The sequence below is a fragment of the Risungbinella massiliensis genome (genome assembly GCF_000942395.1).
Taxonomy (GTDB): Bacteria; Bacillota; Bacilli; order Thermoactinomycetales; family Thermoactinomycetaceae; genus Risungbinella; species Risungbinella massiliensis.
In genome coordinates, this window is record NZ_LN812100.1 from 1 (window position 1) to 15,974 (window position 15,974).

Here is a 15,974-nt window from a genome sequence, read left to right on the forward strand (position 1 = left end):
CCCTACGTCTTTCGACTAGTCGTTACACTCGAATCATTGATATTCCCAAGTATATCCGCCACTAGTTTTTACTCGCCCTTTCAATGCCCCTCTGATCGCATCTGGGTTTCCATTGATCTTTCTTGCGGCATCTTCGCAACTTTTAAAATGGTGGCGTTCTCCTGTTTTTATATTCGTTCCTATTATGGGCTTTCCAATCCCTTTGTTTAGACCATTTGCATGTGCATGTTTTACATTTTCTGAATTTGTTACCCATTCTAGGTTTTTATAGTAGTTGTTAGATGGATCTCCATCAATGTGATTTACTTGTGGTTTATTTGCTGGATTCGGAATAAAATGCAACGCTACTAAACGATGGACTGGAATACGTTTTCTTTTATTATCTTTCCACAGTTCCACATTGTAACGCTGAATAGGGTGTCTATCTGTTGCCTTTGTTTTCCCCCATGCAACCTCTCTTCCATGGAAAAATCTTGGTTTCCCATCCTTGTCTATTACTGTCCTATTCAACGCCCTTATAGTACCATGGTTAGACACTTCGTATAACCCTTCATAACCAGCAATAGGAACGAATAACTCATCTTTTTTCATTATTATCACCCCATATAATTATACCGTAAAAAGAGTGATAAATATCAATGATTCTAGCTCGGTATTGCCCTCGGCTTTACGTTAGGGGTTCCACCGAATTAGAGGAGTTTTACATGGGCTAGGCATTTAACCCATAAACGCGATAACCATCGGGATCTTGTTGTTTTCTAAGCATCATCCGTCTGTGGTACGCCTCGTCTATAAAACGATTTTCCAGGTAGGTGGAGTGATGTGTGAATATATCCTCATGCTCGATATCAAAGTATTTCCGTTTGATCCAGTGGGATGCTGATACAGGATTAAAGGTGAAACTGATCTGGTAATACAAATTAGGGTTAGGCAGCACACCACGCAAACGGTCATCTAGTATATCTACATCACTTTCCTGCAACTCCGTAGCCTCTTCGACCCAGATCCACACGAGCTTCCCTTTTGGAAAGTTGATAGATTTTAGTTTCTCTCGGTCTCGTGCGTCATTTACTCCTCGAAAGATCACTGTATTTCCGGTGATCTTATTTTGTAGTTTGAGAGGAGATTGTGTAACTTTCCAATACTCATCTGCACGATCGCCAAAGATCCGGTTAATGGCTGCCGTTAATTCTGCAAAGGTACTATTTCGATGTGTTGCATCTACCTTACGGACTACTAGAAGGTTAGCCCCTTTATATCGCATATCAGAGAGCTTGATGATATAGTCCTGGGCAATGTTGACCGACTTACCACTACCAGCAGAACCTTTCATGACTCGATACCGTTTGCGTATCTGGTTGGCATCTTTGAAATGGCGGTTAAATGGAACGACTACATTCATCAGTCATCACCATAATCAACAGATATACTAATTCCAACATCTCCAGAGTGGTTTACATTCTCTTTAAATAGAGCGTATCGTTTGCCCAAGAGTTCGGCTGCTTTCGTTCGATCTCGAATATTTGGCTGTTTATCGACCATTTCAAAGTCTTTCTCCATAACAACAGGAATCTGCTCTGTGATCTCTCCACGTAATACCAATGTCAGGAATTCGAGAACTTCATCTTGAGAGGCAATCCGTTCTCTATCCTTCTGAGCAATTTTCTCCTCTATATATTTCTTTAAGTGAGGTTTTGTGAGGTTTTCGTATCCTGTTTCCTTGGCCGTTTTCTTGCTATAACCTGCTTTTATTGCGGACTCCGCAGCGTTTCCAGTCTCGATATAATAATCACAAAAAGCCTTTTGTTTAGAAGTAAGTTTGCTCACCTCAACCTCACCACCTCGCCTTTTTCATATCGTTTACACTAAAAAACCACCTGTTAAGGTGGCTATGCTCCAAGGATTTGTTTTTTCTTTTGGTTAAACTCTTCTTCTGTTAGGATGCCTTGATCTCTTAATTTCGCTAGTTTCTCCAATGCCTCTATTTCACCCATAATAGGAGCTGCTGATGAAACCCTATTAATATTGGCCAATCGTTGATCTATTGCGGTCTTTAATTCCTCAAACTCTTTTTGTTTCCAAGGTCTGAATATAACGCTGTTTTCATGTTTGGCAACTTTAACAATGGTACTGCCTTTTTGTTCTTTACCACCAGAGAAAACAAACTCAATATATCCATCTGAGACTTTCGATGCCTTTTTCAGTTGTACAGCAGTTATAGAAGATAAATAAATCTCTTTACTACCTCTTAATCCATTTATCCATGCCATTATACCTTTACGATGAATAATCACTTTATCGTCCGTTAATTCGATAGTCGCATTTATGCCCTTTGCTATCAAGTGAACCCCTCCTGTTGTCTATGGAGAGATTCGTTACATTTAATCAGTTTACCTTTTAGGACTCTTCTGGATCAGTGTAATTTCTTTTCATCTTTGTCTCTCCTTTCTAGTTGCTCGAACGAGATCAGCTCCCCGTACCACTTATCAAACATCACCTGATACACTTCGAGCTTCTTGTTCACATCGTATATAACGCCTGTCCTATTACCAACTCTCACCTTCTCTCCTTGCTTGTATATCGGTTGCATTGTCTCCGCCTCCTATTGTCTATGCTTTAACCCCATACTCTCTAGAAAAAACATCAATCCACCAGTAATCCCTTTTCTTTTTGATTTCTTTTCATGTTCGAAAAAATGCCCAGCCTCATGCCTGACATTACGTATATGATTAGTCATTCGAAAACTCAACTCTAATACTTTTTCTGTATCCCCGGCCTGTGCTGCCATCATGATCTCTGCGTTGGTAAAGTCTAGATGTTTGATCGACTCCAACTGGACCATCTTCTGTCCTCCCTTTGTTTGTGAATCAAACCTGTATATCAGATTAGTCTCTATTTTCCGCATAACAAAAAACGAGCCAGAGCATTTCGCCCCGACTCGCTCCATCTGTTTTATGTGTTTGAAGAAAGAGAGTAGCCGCTGCAGTTCTCTTTCTTGCAAAAGTACCTAGTACCATATTATCGCCTTCCAGCTTCCCTTTCCTGCAAAAACTGCCAAAGCTGACACTATTATTTGAAATCCATCCAATAAGCTAGTTTCTCTATTGCTTCTCTCTTTAGTCGGTAGTAGCTCCGTTCCTTCATTCCTAAGCGGAAGCATACTTCTAGGACTGGTTGTTTATCTTCTCTAAGATATGTTTCTTGGATCACGATACGTTCTTTAAAGGACAGCTTTCTTAGCGACTCATTAATCAACACCAGATTCGCTTTATAAAAGTTATCTGCTCTTTTAACACCCATCTTCTCAGTAGGTGATATAAATTCGCTATAACCTCTAATTCCATCATCACCAGCAGATGAAGTGCAGGAGGGCATTAGATTTTTGTTTTGTTCTTGCACCATCTCATTTAGCCAATGGTAGGATCGTAGCATTGCCTCTACATCTTTTCGGTAATCTGCTTTTTTATATTTTAATGCTGCTCCCACACTTCTCCACTCCTCTATTTTTTATCTAAAAAGGTAAGTCATCATAGTTAACTTCTGTGCCAATACCAGCAAATGGATCGTCTTGTTTTTGTTTCTGGCTGCCATCGCCGTCTTTCTTGCGATCCAAGAACCGTACGTCTTCGGCTACTACTTGTGGGCTTCTATGGGTCTGCCCTTCTTTCTCATACTGGTTGATCTGTAGGCGACCATCTACGCCGACTAATGACCCTTTAGCCAGATAGTTAGCGCAGTTTTCAGCTAACTTCTGCCAGACTACAATTGGGATAAAATCTGTTTCTCGTTCTCCCTTTTGGTTGGTGTACTTACGATCTACTGCAATATTGAATTTGGTAACTGCTGCGCCTGATGGGGTATAACGCAATTCAGGATCACGGGTTAGGCGGCCAACAAGGATTATCCGGTTTATCACATCTATCTCTCCTCGTGTTATAATCAAATCTGGATTTACCCAGTCGTTTTTTAAGTCCCCCACTCAGTAGCCCCTGAGTGAGGGTTTTTTTATGCCTCTTTGGCTGTCTCTTCTATCTGCATCCGCTTTGCTATCTCATAAATCACATTGACGGTCACGCTGTTTCCGGCTTGCTTATAAAGCTGGCTATCTGATACGCCATTCTCTTTTGCTCGATCAAACGCCCAATCTGGAAAGCCTTGGAGTCTAAAGCATTCTCTTGGTGTTAGTTTTCGGATTCTGTATCCATCCGTTACTTTTGGTTCTTGTCTACCACCCTGCATAGTTGTGAGAGTTGGTCCTAATCCTTTTGGATCATAGACCCTATTCCACTGATCCTTTCCAGGTAGCGCTAACCTGCCAGCGAGTTTACAATGAGCTTCTCTGCTTTGTCTTTCGAGAGGAAATACTTTTCGTGTACCTCGTCCTCTAAGATGTCCGACAATGAATACTCTTTCGCGATTTTGGGGGACTCCGAAATCTTTAGAGTTGAGAAGCTGCCATTCACAGTCGTACCCGATTTCATCCAGTTCAGCTTGGGCAAGGAGGAAGTCCCATCCGCCATTAACTGATAGAAAGTTTTTAACGTTTTCAATGAGAAGGTAGGAAGGCATTCTTTTGGGATTCCATGCTTTGATTTGGCGTAAGAGCTTAGTGACTGCAAAGAAGAGAGAGGATCTTTCGCCACCAAATCCTGCTTGGTTTCCTGCAACGCTGATGTCTTGGCAGGGAAATCCGAATGTCCAGATGTCGGCTCTAGGAACATCTCGATAGTCAATTGTTCGAATGTCATCGTGTGTCCATTCTCCTTCCGGCTGATGTATAGCCTCATATGATTTTCTTGCGTGCTTGTCGATCTCTACCCATCCAATGGCTTGGTGTCCAGCTGCTTCCATCCCTAGGCGAAAACCGCCGATCCCACTAAAGAGGTCTAAAACTCTCATATGTTATCTCCTTTTCCTAAGATGCTGTTCCGCAATAATGCTTGTTGAGATGCTTGTAATACTCATATAGACCATTCTTTTTTAGCCACTTGATCATATCTCTAATAGCCACCGTTGTTCTCCCTAATGCATATCCTATTGATTGAAAACCATCGATTTCATGGAACTTGCACATGTATTCTTTCTCTTCTTCTGTGAAGGGCTTCCCGTGATTTGGATGAAACTCTGGGTCGTAAATCATTTTCCCTTTAGCGTTATAAATTGGAGTCTGTCGATGTTTTTTTCTTAACCACTTATCAGGATGTTTGGATCTCTCTTGATGTACGATCCGTTCAACCGTAACTCGTGATATTCCAATTTTGCGAGCAATATCCTTGTAATTAATGCCTTTCATGAAATAATGATGGACAGAATCTATTACTTGGGGGTTACTTTTTATTGATTTCATGCCGTTTTCACCTCTCGTTCTATAATGGTGACCTCGGCTCGTTGCTCAAGTTCTTTTTTTACTCTGATTTTTTCAACTGTGAGCTTCATTACCTGACTATCATCTTTGAAACAAATGCCATTAGCCGAATCAAGCAGGCTTTTGGCTAGGTTATCTGCATCGCTCCGAAGATTTCTCCAAAGATAAACTTTGATCACTACCTCAATCTCGCCCTCTAGCATGGCTTTGGTTGCTTGGCGTGCATACCATCCTGCATCTCGCTTGTATGTCAGATATCGTTGTGCTTGGGGATTGGTCCATTTGCTCTTTTGCGTCATTCTTACAGCGGGAACAGCCCTGCCTGGAACTTCGTATTGGATCATCGTTCCTCATCCTCCCAAAACTCCCAATATCGGCGGTTAAACTCTGCCGGATCATCTATGTTATTGATGCTAGGCTCATCTTCTCCTTTGAGACGTGCAATTTCTTTCTCTGCCTCTTCTCTGGTCTGGTAGCGGAAGGGCAGCCAAATCAACTGCCGCCCTAGCTTTGTCACCACTCTCCAGTAGCTTTCCTGATCGTGCCCGATGGTGATGATCATTCTTCTCCCTCCAGACTCCATTCCTCCAATATGTGCCATGCTCGATGATGAACTTCACGACCCTCGTCTGTATAATCTTGTGGATCTACATAGACTCCATGAATAAGGGAATCTTCCAAATCATCTTGGTCTTGTACGATTTCTCTGATTTTAAAATGTTGGTCATACATCGGATGAGAATAGATTTGTCCGGCCTTCATCTGTACTCCATTGATTTCTACCATGTTCTGAAGGATATATTTTATGTCGTGATACAAAAGGTTTGCCTTATCTCTAAGTTCACGCCACTCCTTCTCTTGCTTAAAAAATAATTCTGTTCCTTCTGTTTCAGTCACTATCTCGCTTTGGCATTCCTCCATAACATCACGAATTTCCTTGGCAGTATCTCGATAGGCGATCCATAGCTTCATTTCAAAATTCGCCTTTATATTCATAGCACCATCAATATCATTTAAAATCTGCCATGCCATTGTTCGAAACGACTCGTAAGAAATTTTCATTTACCTCATTCTCCTCCCAAATACTCCGCCTTTTCTCGGCTCAATTAGCTCCTGTTTCCCTTGATCAATCGCTAGAATCAGCACCTCATCAGGATCTCGGTCAAACATCCTTGCAATATCCAGTATAGAGAAACCCGCTGACCACATCTTGCGAAAGTCTTCTATCTCTCGCTCATCCCAGAAAAAGTTGAGCTCTTCCAGTGCGATATATACTTTCCGGGAGCTTTTTGTCATGTACTCCCGCTCAAGATCACTAATTACGCTGAGTTCTTTCCTAGCTTGTTTCTTCTTCCAGTGGTAAAGGGAAACGACTTGTGCAGGTACTGCCATCTAGACCACCCCTGGTCTTCGATTTGGTCCTGTTACATACAGAGGCTTCACGTAGTGCCTAATCCTTTCCATGATCCGTCCTGCCTTGATTGGTTCATGTCCACCTTTTTGAGTATAAGAAAGGTGTTTTTCTAGCTCTTCCAGAGTCAAGTTAGAAGTAAATATAGTAGTGAGTTCTTCTGCCATACGATGTTGGAGGACTGCTCCAAGTACATCATCTCGGAACCAAGGACTCATTGTTTCTGCGCCTATATCATCCAAAATCAAAACCTTTACTTGTTTAATCGCATCGAGCAATTGGCTGGTGGTCTTTTTTTGAATGGAAGCGTACACTTCATTGACCAGATCCGGTACATATGCCATGAAAACATCAAGCCCAACGCCTGTAATATAATGGGCAATCGCTCCAGCAATATGGCTTTTTCCTACTCCAAATGATCCGTATAGATACAATCCTTGCTTTGGAATCCCATCATCAAACAAACTACAATACTGCATCGCTTCCATGATCACATTGGCTCTTTCATCAAACTCGATATCTTGGAAGGTAGCTCCTAACACGCTTTTTGGTATCTTGTGACTTTTTAGAAGCTCTTTCCGCTTTTGCATATTTTCGTATGATTTCAATCGATTGCATTTCTTCATCCGAACGTCTAGATAGTTATGAGATGTTACTAACTCCGATTCATGCCCAGTAACCATATTTCCACACGTTTCTAGTCCCTGGCACGCAGCACAATTCCCTTGTTCTCTTACATATTGGCTTAGGGTGTGCAGTGACCGTCTGTAAACCTCTTGAGGAATATCAGGGTTTTCTTTTTGGAAGGATCTGATTGAAAGGTGACTCATCAACTCGTTCAATCGCTCATCTACAGAAGGAAATCTCCTATTAGGGAATAGCTTGTTTATTTGCGCTGTAACTTCTTTCATTGTGCGGTTCCTGCCCTTCGTGTCTTCTCAAGAAGTTCTTGTTTTAATCTCTCAAACTCAGCTAAGGCCTGTGGTGATGCTTTTGGTTCTGGTTGTTGCTCTTTTGCCTCACGAAACGCCATTGGTACAGGTGTAGAAGGTTTCTGTTGTTGCTTTGGTTTGGACTGCTTAAAAGGGACGATTTGTTGATGTTTCCTTGCTTGCTTCTTTTTCTCTTCTTTCTCTATGATCCTAGCTATATAAACAAGTGAATTCAGCTTTTCGCCATTTCTTGCAAGTGTTCTAACAGAATGATCAATTACCTCTTTGATCCGATCAATGGATATACTCTTTTCCCAAAACTGACCAAGTAATCGGTAGTCATTATTACTGAGATCCAATTTCTCGAATTTCGCCTTTTCAAAGAAATAAGATTTGATTTCGTTTTCGTATTTTTGTTGTGGGGTTGGTTCTTGTCCCCAAGAATCAGATCCTAATTCTTTCCAGAGGTCAGCGTCATCATCATATATTTCTTCTTTATCTTTCTTATCTTTCTTAGTCTTGTTCCGGTAACGTTCCTCTAATGAGCCGCTAACAGTTCCGCTAACTGTTTCGGTATCACCTGTAACCCCTTGATATTTCTCGTAATTCACCACCGTGAACAGTGTTCCGTTATCCGTTTCGCTAATTGTCACTAAATGAGACTTAATAAGACGGTCAACAACGCGTTTTATCGTCGAGATAGAAGGCTTTTTATATCCACGTCCTTCTTTCCGTTCAAGGTCACTAGCTAATCTTCTGTAGGATCTTACCCACTGACCTCGCTGGAGGTGCATTCCTTTGTGCTCGATGCCCTCTTTTTCATAGACTGCGTTTCCCATGATCAACATAAATAGCCGAAACCCTAGTTCATCTTTGAAAATTTCATGTTGGAATATCTCTCGGTAAATCTTGAAGAATCCGCCCACCTTTTCCCCTCCAGCTGATCTTTATAGGAAGGCGACCCGAAAGCCGCCTTTTTCCTGTCTACTACTTAATGTCGTAACTGGTTTCCGCCTGTGACATCGATACCAAAATTTTTTTATGTGTTGTGTCCCCAATCATCCAAGGCCTTATTTACCTCGATCTGATCCGTGACTGTTTGAATCAATCCGTCTATTCCGTCCGTGTTTAGCCCTCGATTGATGAAGCTGAGTCTTAGACCTCTCAAAGCGTCCAAGACAATGTCAGCCTCATAACTTTGGAGAAAGAGATGAACCAGGCGGCTCATGCTCCTATCTCCAATGCTGGTAATTCCCGAACCACTGTGACTCGACTTACCATCGTGCGCTTCATTGCTCTGCCTTTCACAGTTGCCTTGATCTCGTAGGTGTGACCCTCAATGAGATCTTGACGACTTACCTGAGTTCTCCACTCGTACCAGTTGCCTTCTCGGATGTTCCCGACAGCAAAGGTGTAGTAGTTCTCTCCATACTCACGGCGGTCACTGATCAGCATGGCCGTCAAGGTGATGCGTTGGCTTTTACGTTTAGCCATTTACGCCACACCTCCTTTGAACGCTTTGACGAGTTTTTCTTTTTCCAGGTATTCGATCAGGTCGCTTGCTTCCTTGGTTGTCAGCTCTTTCGTGCTCTGTTTCTTCGTACGAGCAAGCACTATTTCTTTGATCTCATCGTTGTTCAATTTTAAGTTGTTACCTAATGCGAAGATCTTTTTGCGTTGCGTCTCATTGGCCATTCCTTGAGGCTTGCTTCCTGTTGGCTGTGCTTCTTGCTTCGGCTGTTGTGCTGGTTTCTGTTTTGTTTGTGGCTGTGGTTTGTTCTGCATTCGTTGTGGTTGATTCGGCGGTGGTGTGATGCTGTTTGCGTCATCGTCTTCATCTGCTGCGATCCCAAACGCCATGCTTAGTGAATAGCGTTTTGCATAAGTTAAAGCCGATCCAATCCCTTGGGCTGTCTTCTTATCAAGTGTTACGTACACAGGATCAAGTTGGAAGAATTCACCGCTCTTATGAAGGATCATGGTATAGACTCCGATGTTTCCTTGCTCATCTCTCACTTGGTTCTGAATGAAAGATAATCCAGTTTCAAGAAGTGCCGGACGGATCGCTGTGATGATTGCATCCAAATCGGCGTACTTGCTACGGAAGTGAGGGTTTACGCTGTCTTTCTTCGGATTGCTTACAGTACCTTGAAACTGGCAAAGAGCAGCGGCGATATTGCCAATCTTTTCGCTTGTTTGCATTTGTTTGATCTCCTTTATTCGTGTTATACTGACCATGAAAACTTTTCTAAACGGTCCGTTTGGTGTTCTCAGCACCAGCGGACTTTTTTGTTTTAGAGCCTCTGGTCATCCGGCTCACTGTATCACCTCCTTTAAATGACATTTACAACTCACTCTAGTGCGTTTTAAGCACTTTTTTGGCTGCAAAAAAGGAGATTGACCAACTCATTCAGAGAAATGTTCAACTTAGCGGCAATCACAGGAAGATCTACTGCTTTAATGCGATACTTTCCGCTCTCCATCCGTTGGTAATCGCTTTGGCCACAACCTAGCGCTTCGGCCATTTGTGTTTGAGTGATTTTATTTTTCCTTCTCAAGGAAACCAAAGCATTTAAATTCATAATCGAGCCTCCTTTCAGAAAATGCGAATAACGAATTCATAACTCAATTATATGCTATATTGGCATATAGTCAAGTGCCTTTTTATCATTTTTTATTTCATTTGTTGCGTTGAATGTTAATAATTAATATATAATCATCATTAGTTAATCCAATGTGGGGTGTGATCGGGAAAATGAAAAAAGAAAAAACAATTTTTTCCCAACGACTTAGAGCGGCGAGACAGAGAAAAAAACTAACTCAAAAACAGTTAGCCAATCATGTAGGGGTTGTTGCTACAACAGTAGTTAGATGGGAACAGGGGAAATACGAACCTGATACAGATACAATCACAAAAATAGCCGACCTATTAGGAGTAACAGCCGACTATTTGATAGGTATGGATGGAAAAAAAGATCCACTTGCTCAGCTGGATCTGAAAAAAATTCGAAATGATTTGGTTCATAAAGAATTAACTTTAAATGGAATTACATTAGAAGATCAAGAACAAGAAGAAGTCAGGCAACTTCTAACAGGTATTTTAGATCGTATATTACGCTCGTCTAACTAAACTATATTTTAAAATGAGACGTTGGATCTGCTTCCGCTCATCTGGAGTTAAATTCATGGATGATGACAAGCTAGAAACAAGATCACTCAGCTCCAAACGTTCATTCTTCCCAAAGAAATAGTTTTCGCTTTCGTTATTTTGCATTAGCATGATCTCCACTCCTGTTGTTGTTTAATTTTAACACTAGACTGACCAGAAGAGAACGAACGTTCTTATTGTAATTTCTTACAGACCCTAATTCTGGAACACCTGTGAAAATTATTTGTACTTAGTGAGAATATTATAACGTTTACAAAAATAATTGTGCAAATTGTGTCTAATAGCCTTTTTCTACTTTTGCGACTAAAAAAACAGGGTGATTTTATCAAATTTCTTAAAACTATGCCCTTTTTCTACAAATGTGTCTAAAAAAACGGGGTTAGACACAATTAAACAAGGAAATAAAAATATTTTTATCATATTTAAGGAGGGAAGTTTTCTGGACCCTTATCTATTAGGAAACGCGATCCGCTATCTCCGCAAAGAGCAAGGAAAGAACCTGGAAGATCTAGCAGACAAATGTATTTCTATCTCCACCATCAGTAAAATTGAACGTGGTTCTTCTAATACTCAAAGACTAGATCACTTGTTATCCAAACTTGGGGTTACGCAAACAGATCTGGAAAAGGTCATCCAGAAAATACAACAAGAAGAACATATTTTATTGATGACTCTAAGGTCAGCAGAGTCGCAAATTCGGCACGCTGGTTCCTGTTCTACTCTAAAACAAATACAAATGGACCCAAAACATCGCTTACAGCCTTATTTAAACTACTTATTAGGTAAACATCACCTGCGAGGTAACTTTCAAACTGCTACCTATTACTTTGAAAAAGCGATCGATCTAGCAAATAAATTGAGAGATTATGATGTTCGTTTAAATATACCTGCCTTATCCTATTTGGATCTTGGACTGCTTTCTTACCAAAACAACAATATCCAGTTATCCTTACACTACACTGAAAAAGGTATGGACTCTTTTTTCAAAGGTGGTGAAAGAACAGATATTTTCAACGTTCTCCAGTACAATCGTGCTCTGTTCTTATATCAGCTTGGAAATATAGAAAGAGCAAATGGGATTTTAGATAGCCTCTACAGCAGGATCAACTCTATATCCCGAATTCAAGTAAGAGCACAGGTTTACGAACTAAAAGCTCTAATCTGTTTAGATCAAAAAGAATACGAAAAAGGAAAAAAACTATGTGACGAGGCAATTCAACTGTCTCATGAAACTGAGTCCGCAGATGTCTCTTGTAATATTTGGACCACAATTGGACTAATCTCATCAGAATTAAAGTGCCAACTAATCAATGCAGAAAACTGTTTTCTAACAGCTCTGTCTTTTGAAAAAAGCCTGAAAAGAAGAAACAAAATAGCTTTAGCTTATATGTCGATGGGGAAACTATATATTAAGTTAGATCGTTTGGAGGAAGCAAAAAGAAACATTGAAAAAGGAATCTCCATAGCCGAAAAACACAATGACATGCTTTTATTGGTAGATGGATTAGAATCGTTGGCATATTATTGGAGCTATTTAGGTGATATTGATCATTCCATTGAGCTATATCAAAGAGCATTGCATATCTCAAACAAGCATAACTTTATTAAGAAAACTGAAAAAATCAAAACATATTTATCTAAACTAGAAAGGAGGGATGATCATGTACAACATACCAGATCCAGAGGAGTCCTAAATAAATGCCTTGCTAATTGCCACCTATAGGGTGGATTTTTTTTGCACAAAAAAAGAGCAGCTCATGGCTGCCTTTATATTATTTAGATGGAATGATTTCGAACTTGATTTCCTTTTGATCCATAGAAAGCATCGGAACGTATACAAGTTCAAATTTTTCTCCTTCTTTAACGTCATAGTACAATTTCCCGTTTAGCTTTTTACCCGCATTCACTTGTCCAGTAATAGCCATTTCATCATAGGAGAAATATGGTTCCATCTTGTTCCCGTCTTTGTCGTACAAGTTAAAAGCAACATTATCAACTAGTGCCTGGGTTTGTCCTGTGTTACTGGTTGCTACTTCTAAGGTGAGAACCTTTCCGTTTTTAGCTGGTCCATATTCAGCGGGTTTGGTGTATTTTGCAGATGTGATCTGTATTTCTAGTCCATCCACTTTCACGGTTTCCCCGAGCTTATAAACCTTTGCTTGTTGTTGCTGTTGCTCTGCTGGTTTGTTTACTGTTGTTTTGTCTGGTCCAACCGTTTCCACTTCTGTTGTGCATCCAGCTAAAAGCGTAGCGATGAGTGCTGTAGATGCTAATACTTTCTTCATATGATCATCTTCCTTTATGTATCCGAATTTTCAAATTTAGGATAGCACATCTACTGTCGTTTATCTATAAACAAAAAAAGCAGCTCATTATTGGCTGCTATCTTCTTCTAACGTCTTATCAATATAGTTTTCTAGGAATTCTTGCAATGACAAATCTTTCTTAGCCAGATAGATCTTCAATTCCTTTGCTTTCTCTGGTGTGATTCGGATCGCAATCATCTTCATTTTAATTTCATCAGCCATAATCCCACTCCTTTTTGTTAACATTTTAACATTTTATAATTGACTGTCAATTTGTTTATATGTTAACATGTATACATGGAGGCAAACGAGAAAACGCCTCGGAGCGGCAACTCCAAAGGCGTTGTAAGTACTTCTCAACCAAATTTGCCTCCATTATAAAACATTTGGAGGGTGATGTAAAATGTTAAAATGGATCGGCGTTGTGAAGAATGGCGAAAAGAAAGGCATCCAAGCAGTGGGGCACAAGCAGGCTCTTGAATCAAAAAAAGATTCAAAGAAGAACGACAAGAAGAAGTAAAAACTAAGCCGGAGGGATTATCCTCCGGTTTTTTTTATGTTCTAGATGCAGATCCATCATTACGCTCATATCAATCCAGACGGTCCACTCTGTGCTTCCTAGATGCTCGCTTAGAATGGCGTTATCATCGATCCAGCTCAATAACTCCTTATCACTAGGATCTTGACCAGGGCAATCTTCGCGATAAGCTGCCACTAGATAAGATTGAAGTGATTTAAATAATATATGTGCTTGTTCTTCTGCATTGGCATCCTCGTAATAGATCAGCCAGTTTGCTAGCTCTTGCCCCCGCTGGAACTCTTTCAATAGCCGCCGCTTGGCGATGCTCACGAAATGACGCTGCACCATCTCTTCTGTACGCTCGATCTCAACACCATCTATCACGATCATTTCCATCTCTCCTTTTTCAAATAATAGCAAAAATGTGTATGATGAGGTTATATAGAATAAAGGAGGGCAGATGATATGTTTATATCTGATCCAGATCCAGTAGGTGTTTAATACATTCCAATCCAAGGAGGGGTTCCACGATGAATAACTCCGAACCAGATTGCTGCTAGTCATGAAAAGAAAGGATGATCAAAATGATTCTTAATATAAGGAATCGTTTTGTTATTGTTGCTTTACTTATTGGCTTATTAGCAGCTACATATATTCCACAAGCTACCTTATCAAAGCCTGATATATATCGCGCTGAGCCTGCATGTTGTTAAATAAAAAACCACCCTCAGAGTTATGAGAGGTGGTTTTTTGTCCTGATCTTGGCCATTGATCAGGGACTAAAATCCATACTTTTTCAGAAAATCCTCTAGAGCGATCGACACATAATGGCTTTTGATTTTGTCTTTTCGCTGCACCGCAGGATCATTCTCCACAACATAGTCTAAAAATGATTCGAAGCGATCCAGAAGATCTTTTTCTAAATACCAGTTAGCATATGTCTTCCTGTCTCTGGCAAGCTCCTTTGGAGGGCTAGGTAACTTTTTACCCTTAGCTTTAGATTTACCTTTAGATGTAGCGTTATCTTTGCCATTAACTTCATCTTTAGGAATAGTGACATCTTCACCATTATCGATAATTTCATCAGCATTAATACTAGTATCATTATCTTCACTTTCATCAATACTTGTATGAATACTAGTATTTTTATTTGGATCATTACTTTCATCGATAATTTCACTATTATCTGGTTTTTGCGGTTCTACTCCATTATTGGGCGGAAAGAGGTTCCCTCTAGATTTTAGCTTTTCAAGGCTTTGCTTTTGTTGGTCTTCAGCTTTTTTGATTTGATCGATCAGATTAGCCACGCTCTAGCAACTCCTCTGTAATTTCGTAACTTGTTTTATTCTTGATGCGGTCTAATAGCTCAACTGCGAAATGATCAAATTGTTCCAGGGCTTTTTTTAGTTCGGCATTCTCTTCCGGATCCAAACCAAAAATCGGAATCCTAGCAACAGCAGCCTGGTGTTTGATTGTGGTTTTGAATACCATGTCTCCATATTTTTTTCGAATCATTTCCAGGTAAAAAGTTGTGTCAGATCGTTGCTTGTTAGTCATGGAGGGAAGAATGCCATACAACTTTAGATCTGGGTTGGATTGTACCTGGCAATCTCGAACTGTTTCTAAAAACCTGCGCACGGCCGTGTAACAAAATTTATGCGTCTGGTAGATCACGACGCAGCCGGTAGAAGCTATTAGAGCGTTCGCTGTGTAGTCACTTAACATTGGAGGCGTGTCGATCAGAATCACGTCAAAATACTCCTGTATTGGCTCTAGAGTCCGTTTTAGAACTAAAGAAGCATCAACACTAAGTTGTACCTCTCCATCACTATCTAAAAGAGCTCTCCCTTGATCATCTTTTAGAAAATATCGCTGGAAGAGTCTTCTTGGGAAAATTCCTAGATTGTCATCCGATGGAATCAAGTACAAATTGTTGGTTATTTCCACGACATAATCGCGTGGATCCAGCAGCTCGGTAGCTTCTAAAATCGTATGATTTTCAAACTCTTCCGTGTCTGTTCTTGCCAACATCTCCGTTTGGTTTCCCTGGGGGTCAAAGTCTACAACAAGAGTTTTTAGACCATACTTCTCCGATAGTAAATACGCCAGAGCTCCAGTAGTTGTCGACTTGCCCGTGCCCCCTTTTTGTATTGATAGGGTAATGATCTCTGCCATGTGTAAAAACCTTCTTTCCTTTCTCCTAGTTGTTTCCAACAGACAGATAGTACCACATATATAAATAATTGTAGATTGGAATGTATGTTTGTGTTT

The 15,974-nt window shown here is 40.5% G+C and carries 28 protein-coding genes and 1 pseudogene; 3 read left to right on the forward strand and 26 right to left on the reverse strand.

Annotated elements, in window-relative coordinates:
• Positions 1-33: 33 nt before the first annotated feature.
• From VJ09_RS00025 to VJ09_RS00120, 20 genes are all read right to left on the reverse strand, one after another.
• Positions 34-591 carry an HNH endonuclease gene (locus VJ09_RS00025; RefSeq protein ID WP_044639697.1) on the reverse strand — a complete coding sequence of 186 codons (558 nt, stop codon included), beginning with the start codon at positions 589-591 and terminating at the stop codon, positions 34-36.
• Between the two features lie 118 nt (positions 592-709).
• The gene (locus VJ09_RS00030) at positions 710-1,402 is read right to left on the reverse strand and encodes a PBSX family phage terminase large subunit (RefSeq protein WP_082050319.1); all 693 of its coding nucleotides are present in this window, start codon (positions 1,400-1,402) and stop codon (positions 710-712) included.
• On the reverse strand, positions 1,402-1,827 hold the full coding sequence (locus VJ09_RS00035) for a terminase small subunit (protein ID WP_044639698.1): 426 nt from the start codon (positions 1,825-1,827) through the stop codon (positions 1,402-1,404). The genes VJ09_RS00030 and VJ09_RS00035 overlap by 1 nt, the downstream gene beginning before the upstream one ends.
• 62 nt (positions 1,828-1,889) lie before the next feature.
• Entirely contained in the window at positions 1,890-2,342 is a 453-nt protein-coding gene (locus VJ09_RS00040) for an SHOCT domain-containing protein (RefSeq protein WP_044639699.1), read from the reverse strand.
• Between the two features lie 71 nt (positions 2,343-2,413).
• Positions 2,414-2,590 carry a hypothetical protein gene (locus VJ09_RS18195; RefSeq protein WP_154662326.1) on the reverse strand — a complete coding sequence of 59 codons (177 nt, stop codon included), beginning with the start codon at positions 2,588-2,590 and terminating at the stop codon, positions 2,414-2,416.
• A 12-nt stretch (positions 2,591-2,602) separates the two neighbouring features.
• Positions 2,603-2,842, reverse strand: coding sequence for a hypothetical protein (locus VJ09_RS00045; RefSeq protein ID WP_044639700.1), 240 nt, complete (start codon positions 2,840-2,842; stop codon positions 2,603-2,605).
• Between the two features lie 227 nt (positions 2,843-3,069).
• Positions 3,070-3,486 carry an ArpU family phage packaging/lysis transcriptional regulator gene (locus VJ09_RS00050; RefSeq protein WP_044639701.1) on the reverse strand — a complete coding sequence of 139 codons (417 nt, stop codon included), beginning with the start codon at positions 3,484-3,486 and terminating at the stop codon, positions 3,070-3,072.
• A 25-nt stretch (positions 3,487-3,511) separates the two neighbouring features.
• The gene (locus VJ09_RS00055; RefSeq protein WP_044639747.1) at positions 3,512-3,916 is read right to left on the reverse strand and encodes a single-stranded DNA-binding protein; all 405 of its coding nucleotides are present in this window, start codon (positions 3,914-3,916) and stop codon (positions 3,512-3,514) included.
• Between the two features lie 89 nt (positions 3,917-4,005).
• On the reverse strand, positions 4,006-4,899 hold the full coding sequence (locus tag VJ09_RS00060) for a DNA cytosine methyltransferase (protein WP_044639702.1): 894 nt from the start codon (positions 4,897-4,899) through the stop codon (positions 4,006-4,008).
• A 16-nt stretch (positions 4,900-4,915) separates the two neighbouring features.
• The gene (locus VJ09_RS17355) at positions 4,916-5,347 is read right to left on the reverse strand and encodes a helix-turn-helix domain-containing protein (RefSeq protein WP_052807136.1); all 432 of its coding nucleotides are present in this window, start codon (positions 5,345-5,347) and stop codon (positions 4,916-4,918) included.
• Complete coding sequence (locus VJ09_RS00070; RefSeq protein WP_044639703.1) at positions 5,344-5,709, reverse strand: RusA family crossover junction endodeoxyribonuclease; 366 nt, start codon at positions 5,707-5,709, stop codon at positions 5,344-5,346. Before VJ09_RS00070 ends, VJ09_RS17355 begins: the two co-directional genes overlap by 4 nt.
• Positions 5,706-5,927 (reverse strand): hypothetical protein, encoded by a 222-nt coding sequence (locus VJ09_RS00075; protein WP_044639704.1) that lies wholly within the window; start codon positions 5,925-5,927, stop codon positions 5,706-5,708. The genes VJ09_RS00070 and VJ09_RS00075 overlap by 4 nt, the downstream gene beginning before the upstream one ends.
• Positions 5,924-6,427, reverse strand: coding sequence for a hypothetical protein (locus tag VJ09_RS00080; protein ID WP_044639705.1), 504 nt, complete (start codon positions 6,425-6,427; stop codon positions 5,924-5,926). The genes VJ09_RS00075 and VJ09_RS00080 overlap by 4 nt, the downstream gene beginning before the upstream one ends.
• Complete coding sequence (locus VJ09_RS00085) at positions 6,428-6,757, reverse strand: hypothetical protein (RefSeq protein WP_052807137.1); 330 nt, start codon at positions 6,755-6,757, stop codon at positions 6,428-6,430.
• On the reverse strand, positions 6,758-7,687 hold the full coding sequence (gene dnaI, locus VJ09_RS00090; protein ID WP_044639706.1) for a primosomal protein DnaI: 930 nt from the start codon (positions 7,685-7,687) through the stop codon (positions 6,758-6,760). It lies immediately after the preceding gene.
• Positions 7,684-8,634 carry a hypothetical protein gene (locus VJ09_RS17360; RefSeq protein ID WP_052807138.1) on the reverse strand — a complete coding sequence of 317 codons (951 nt, stop codon included), beginning with the start codon at positions 8,632-8,634 and terminating at the stop codon, positions 7,684-7,686. Before VJ09_RS17360 ends, dnaI begins: the two co-directional genes overlap by 4 nt.
• A gap of 113 nt (positions 8,635-8,747) precedes the next feature.
• Positions 8,748-8,936, reverse strand: coding sequence for a hypothetical protein (locus VJ09_RS00105; RefSeq protein ID WP_044639707.1), 189 nt, complete (start codon positions 8,934-8,936; stop codon positions 8,748-8,750).
• Complete coding sequence (locus VJ09_RS00110; protein WP_044639708.1) at positions 8,933-9,202, reverse strand: hypothetical protein; 270 nt, start codon at positions 9,200-9,202, stop codon at positions 8,933-8,935. Before VJ09_RS00110 ends, VJ09_RS00105 begins: the two co-directional genes overlap by 4 nt.
• Positions 9,203-9,910: an ERF family protein gene (locus VJ09_RS00115; RefSeq protein ID WP_044639709.1), complete on the reverse strand. Its 708-nt coding sequence runs from the start codon at positions 9,908-9,910 to the stop codon at positions 9,203-9,205.
• A gap of 164 nt (positions 9,911-10,074) precedes the next feature.
• Complete coding sequence (locus VJ09_RS00120; protein ID WP_044639710.1) at positions 10,075-10,290, reverse strand: helix-turn-helix domain-containing protein; 216 nt, start codon at positions 10,288-10,290, stop codon at positions 10,075-10,077.
• A 173-nt stretch (positions 10,291-10,463) separates the two neighbouring features.
• On the opposite strand from VJ09_RS00120, the gene VJ09_RS17365 reads away from it, so the two are divergent.
• Complete coding sequence (locus VJ09_RS17365; protein ID WP_052807139.1) at positions 10,464-10,838, forward strand: helix-turn-helix domain-containing protein; 375 nt, start codon at positions 10,464-10,466, stop codon at positions 10,836-10,838.
• On the opposite strand, the gene VJ09_RS18200 is transcribed toward VJ09_RS17365, so the two are convergent.
• Positions 10,821-10,988: a hypothetical protein gene (locus VJ09_RS18200; RefSeq protein WP_154662327.1), complete on the reverse strand. Its 168-nt coding sequence runs from the start codon at positions 10,986-10,988 to the stop codon at positions 10,821-10,823. The genes VJ09_RS17365 and VJ09_RS18200 overlap by 18 nt on opposite strands.
• Before the next feature lie 250 nt (positions 10,989-11,238).
• Here VJ09_RS18200 and VJ09_RS19065 point away from each other — a divergent pair.
• Positions 11,239-11,433, forward strand: a pseudogene (locus tag VJ09_RS19065) (helix-turn-helix domain-containing protein); the annotation flags it as partial.
• A gap of 30 nt (positions 11,434-11,463) precedes the next feature.
• Complete coding sequence (locus VJ09_RS00130) at positions 11,464-12,600, forward strand: tetratricopeptide repeat protein (protein ID WP_230199062.1); 1,137 nt, start codon at positions 11,464-11,466, stop codon at positions 12,598-12,600.
• 49 nt (positions 12,601-12,649) lie between these two features.
• Here VJ09_RS00130 and VJ09_RS00135 read toward each other — a convergent pair whose 3' ends face one another.
• From VJ09_RS00135 to VJ09_RS00150, 5 genes are all read right to left on the reverse strand, one after another.
• Positions 12,650-13,162, reverse strand: coding sequence for a DUF4352 domain-containing protein (locus VJ09_RS00135; protein ID WP_044639712.1), 513 nt, complete (start codon positions 13,160-13,162; stop codon positions 12,650-12,652).
• Between the two features lie 87 nt (positions 13,163-13,249).
• The gene (locus tag VJ09_RS18205) at positions 13,250-13,405 is read right to left on the reverse strand and encodes a hypothetical protein (RefSeq protein WP_154662328.1); all 156 of its coding nucleotides are present in this window, start codon (positions 13,403-13,405) and stop codon (positions 13,250-13,252) included.
• A 301-nt stretch (positions 13,406-13,706) separates the two neighbouring features.
• Positions 13,707-14,123, reverse strand: coding sequence for a hypothetical protein (locus VJ09_RS00140; protein WP_147635394.1), 417 nt, complete (start codon positions 14,121-14,123; stop codon positions 13,707-13,709).
• 359 nt (positions 14,124-14,482) lie between these two features.
• Positions 14,483-15,010 (reverse strand): hypothetical protein, encoded by a 528-nt coding sequence (locus tag VJ09_RS00145; protein ID WP_044639714.1) that lies wholly within the window; start codon positions 15,008-15,010, stop codon positions 14,483-14,485.
• Entirely contained in the window at positions 15,003-15,878 is an 876-nt protein-coding gene (locus tag VJ09_RS00150) for a ParA family protein (RefSeq protein WP_044639715.1), read from the reverse strand. The genes VJ09_RS00145 and VJ09_RS00150 overlap by 8 nt, the downstream gene beginning before the upstream one ends.
• Positions 15,879-15,974: the final 96 nt, after the last annotated feature.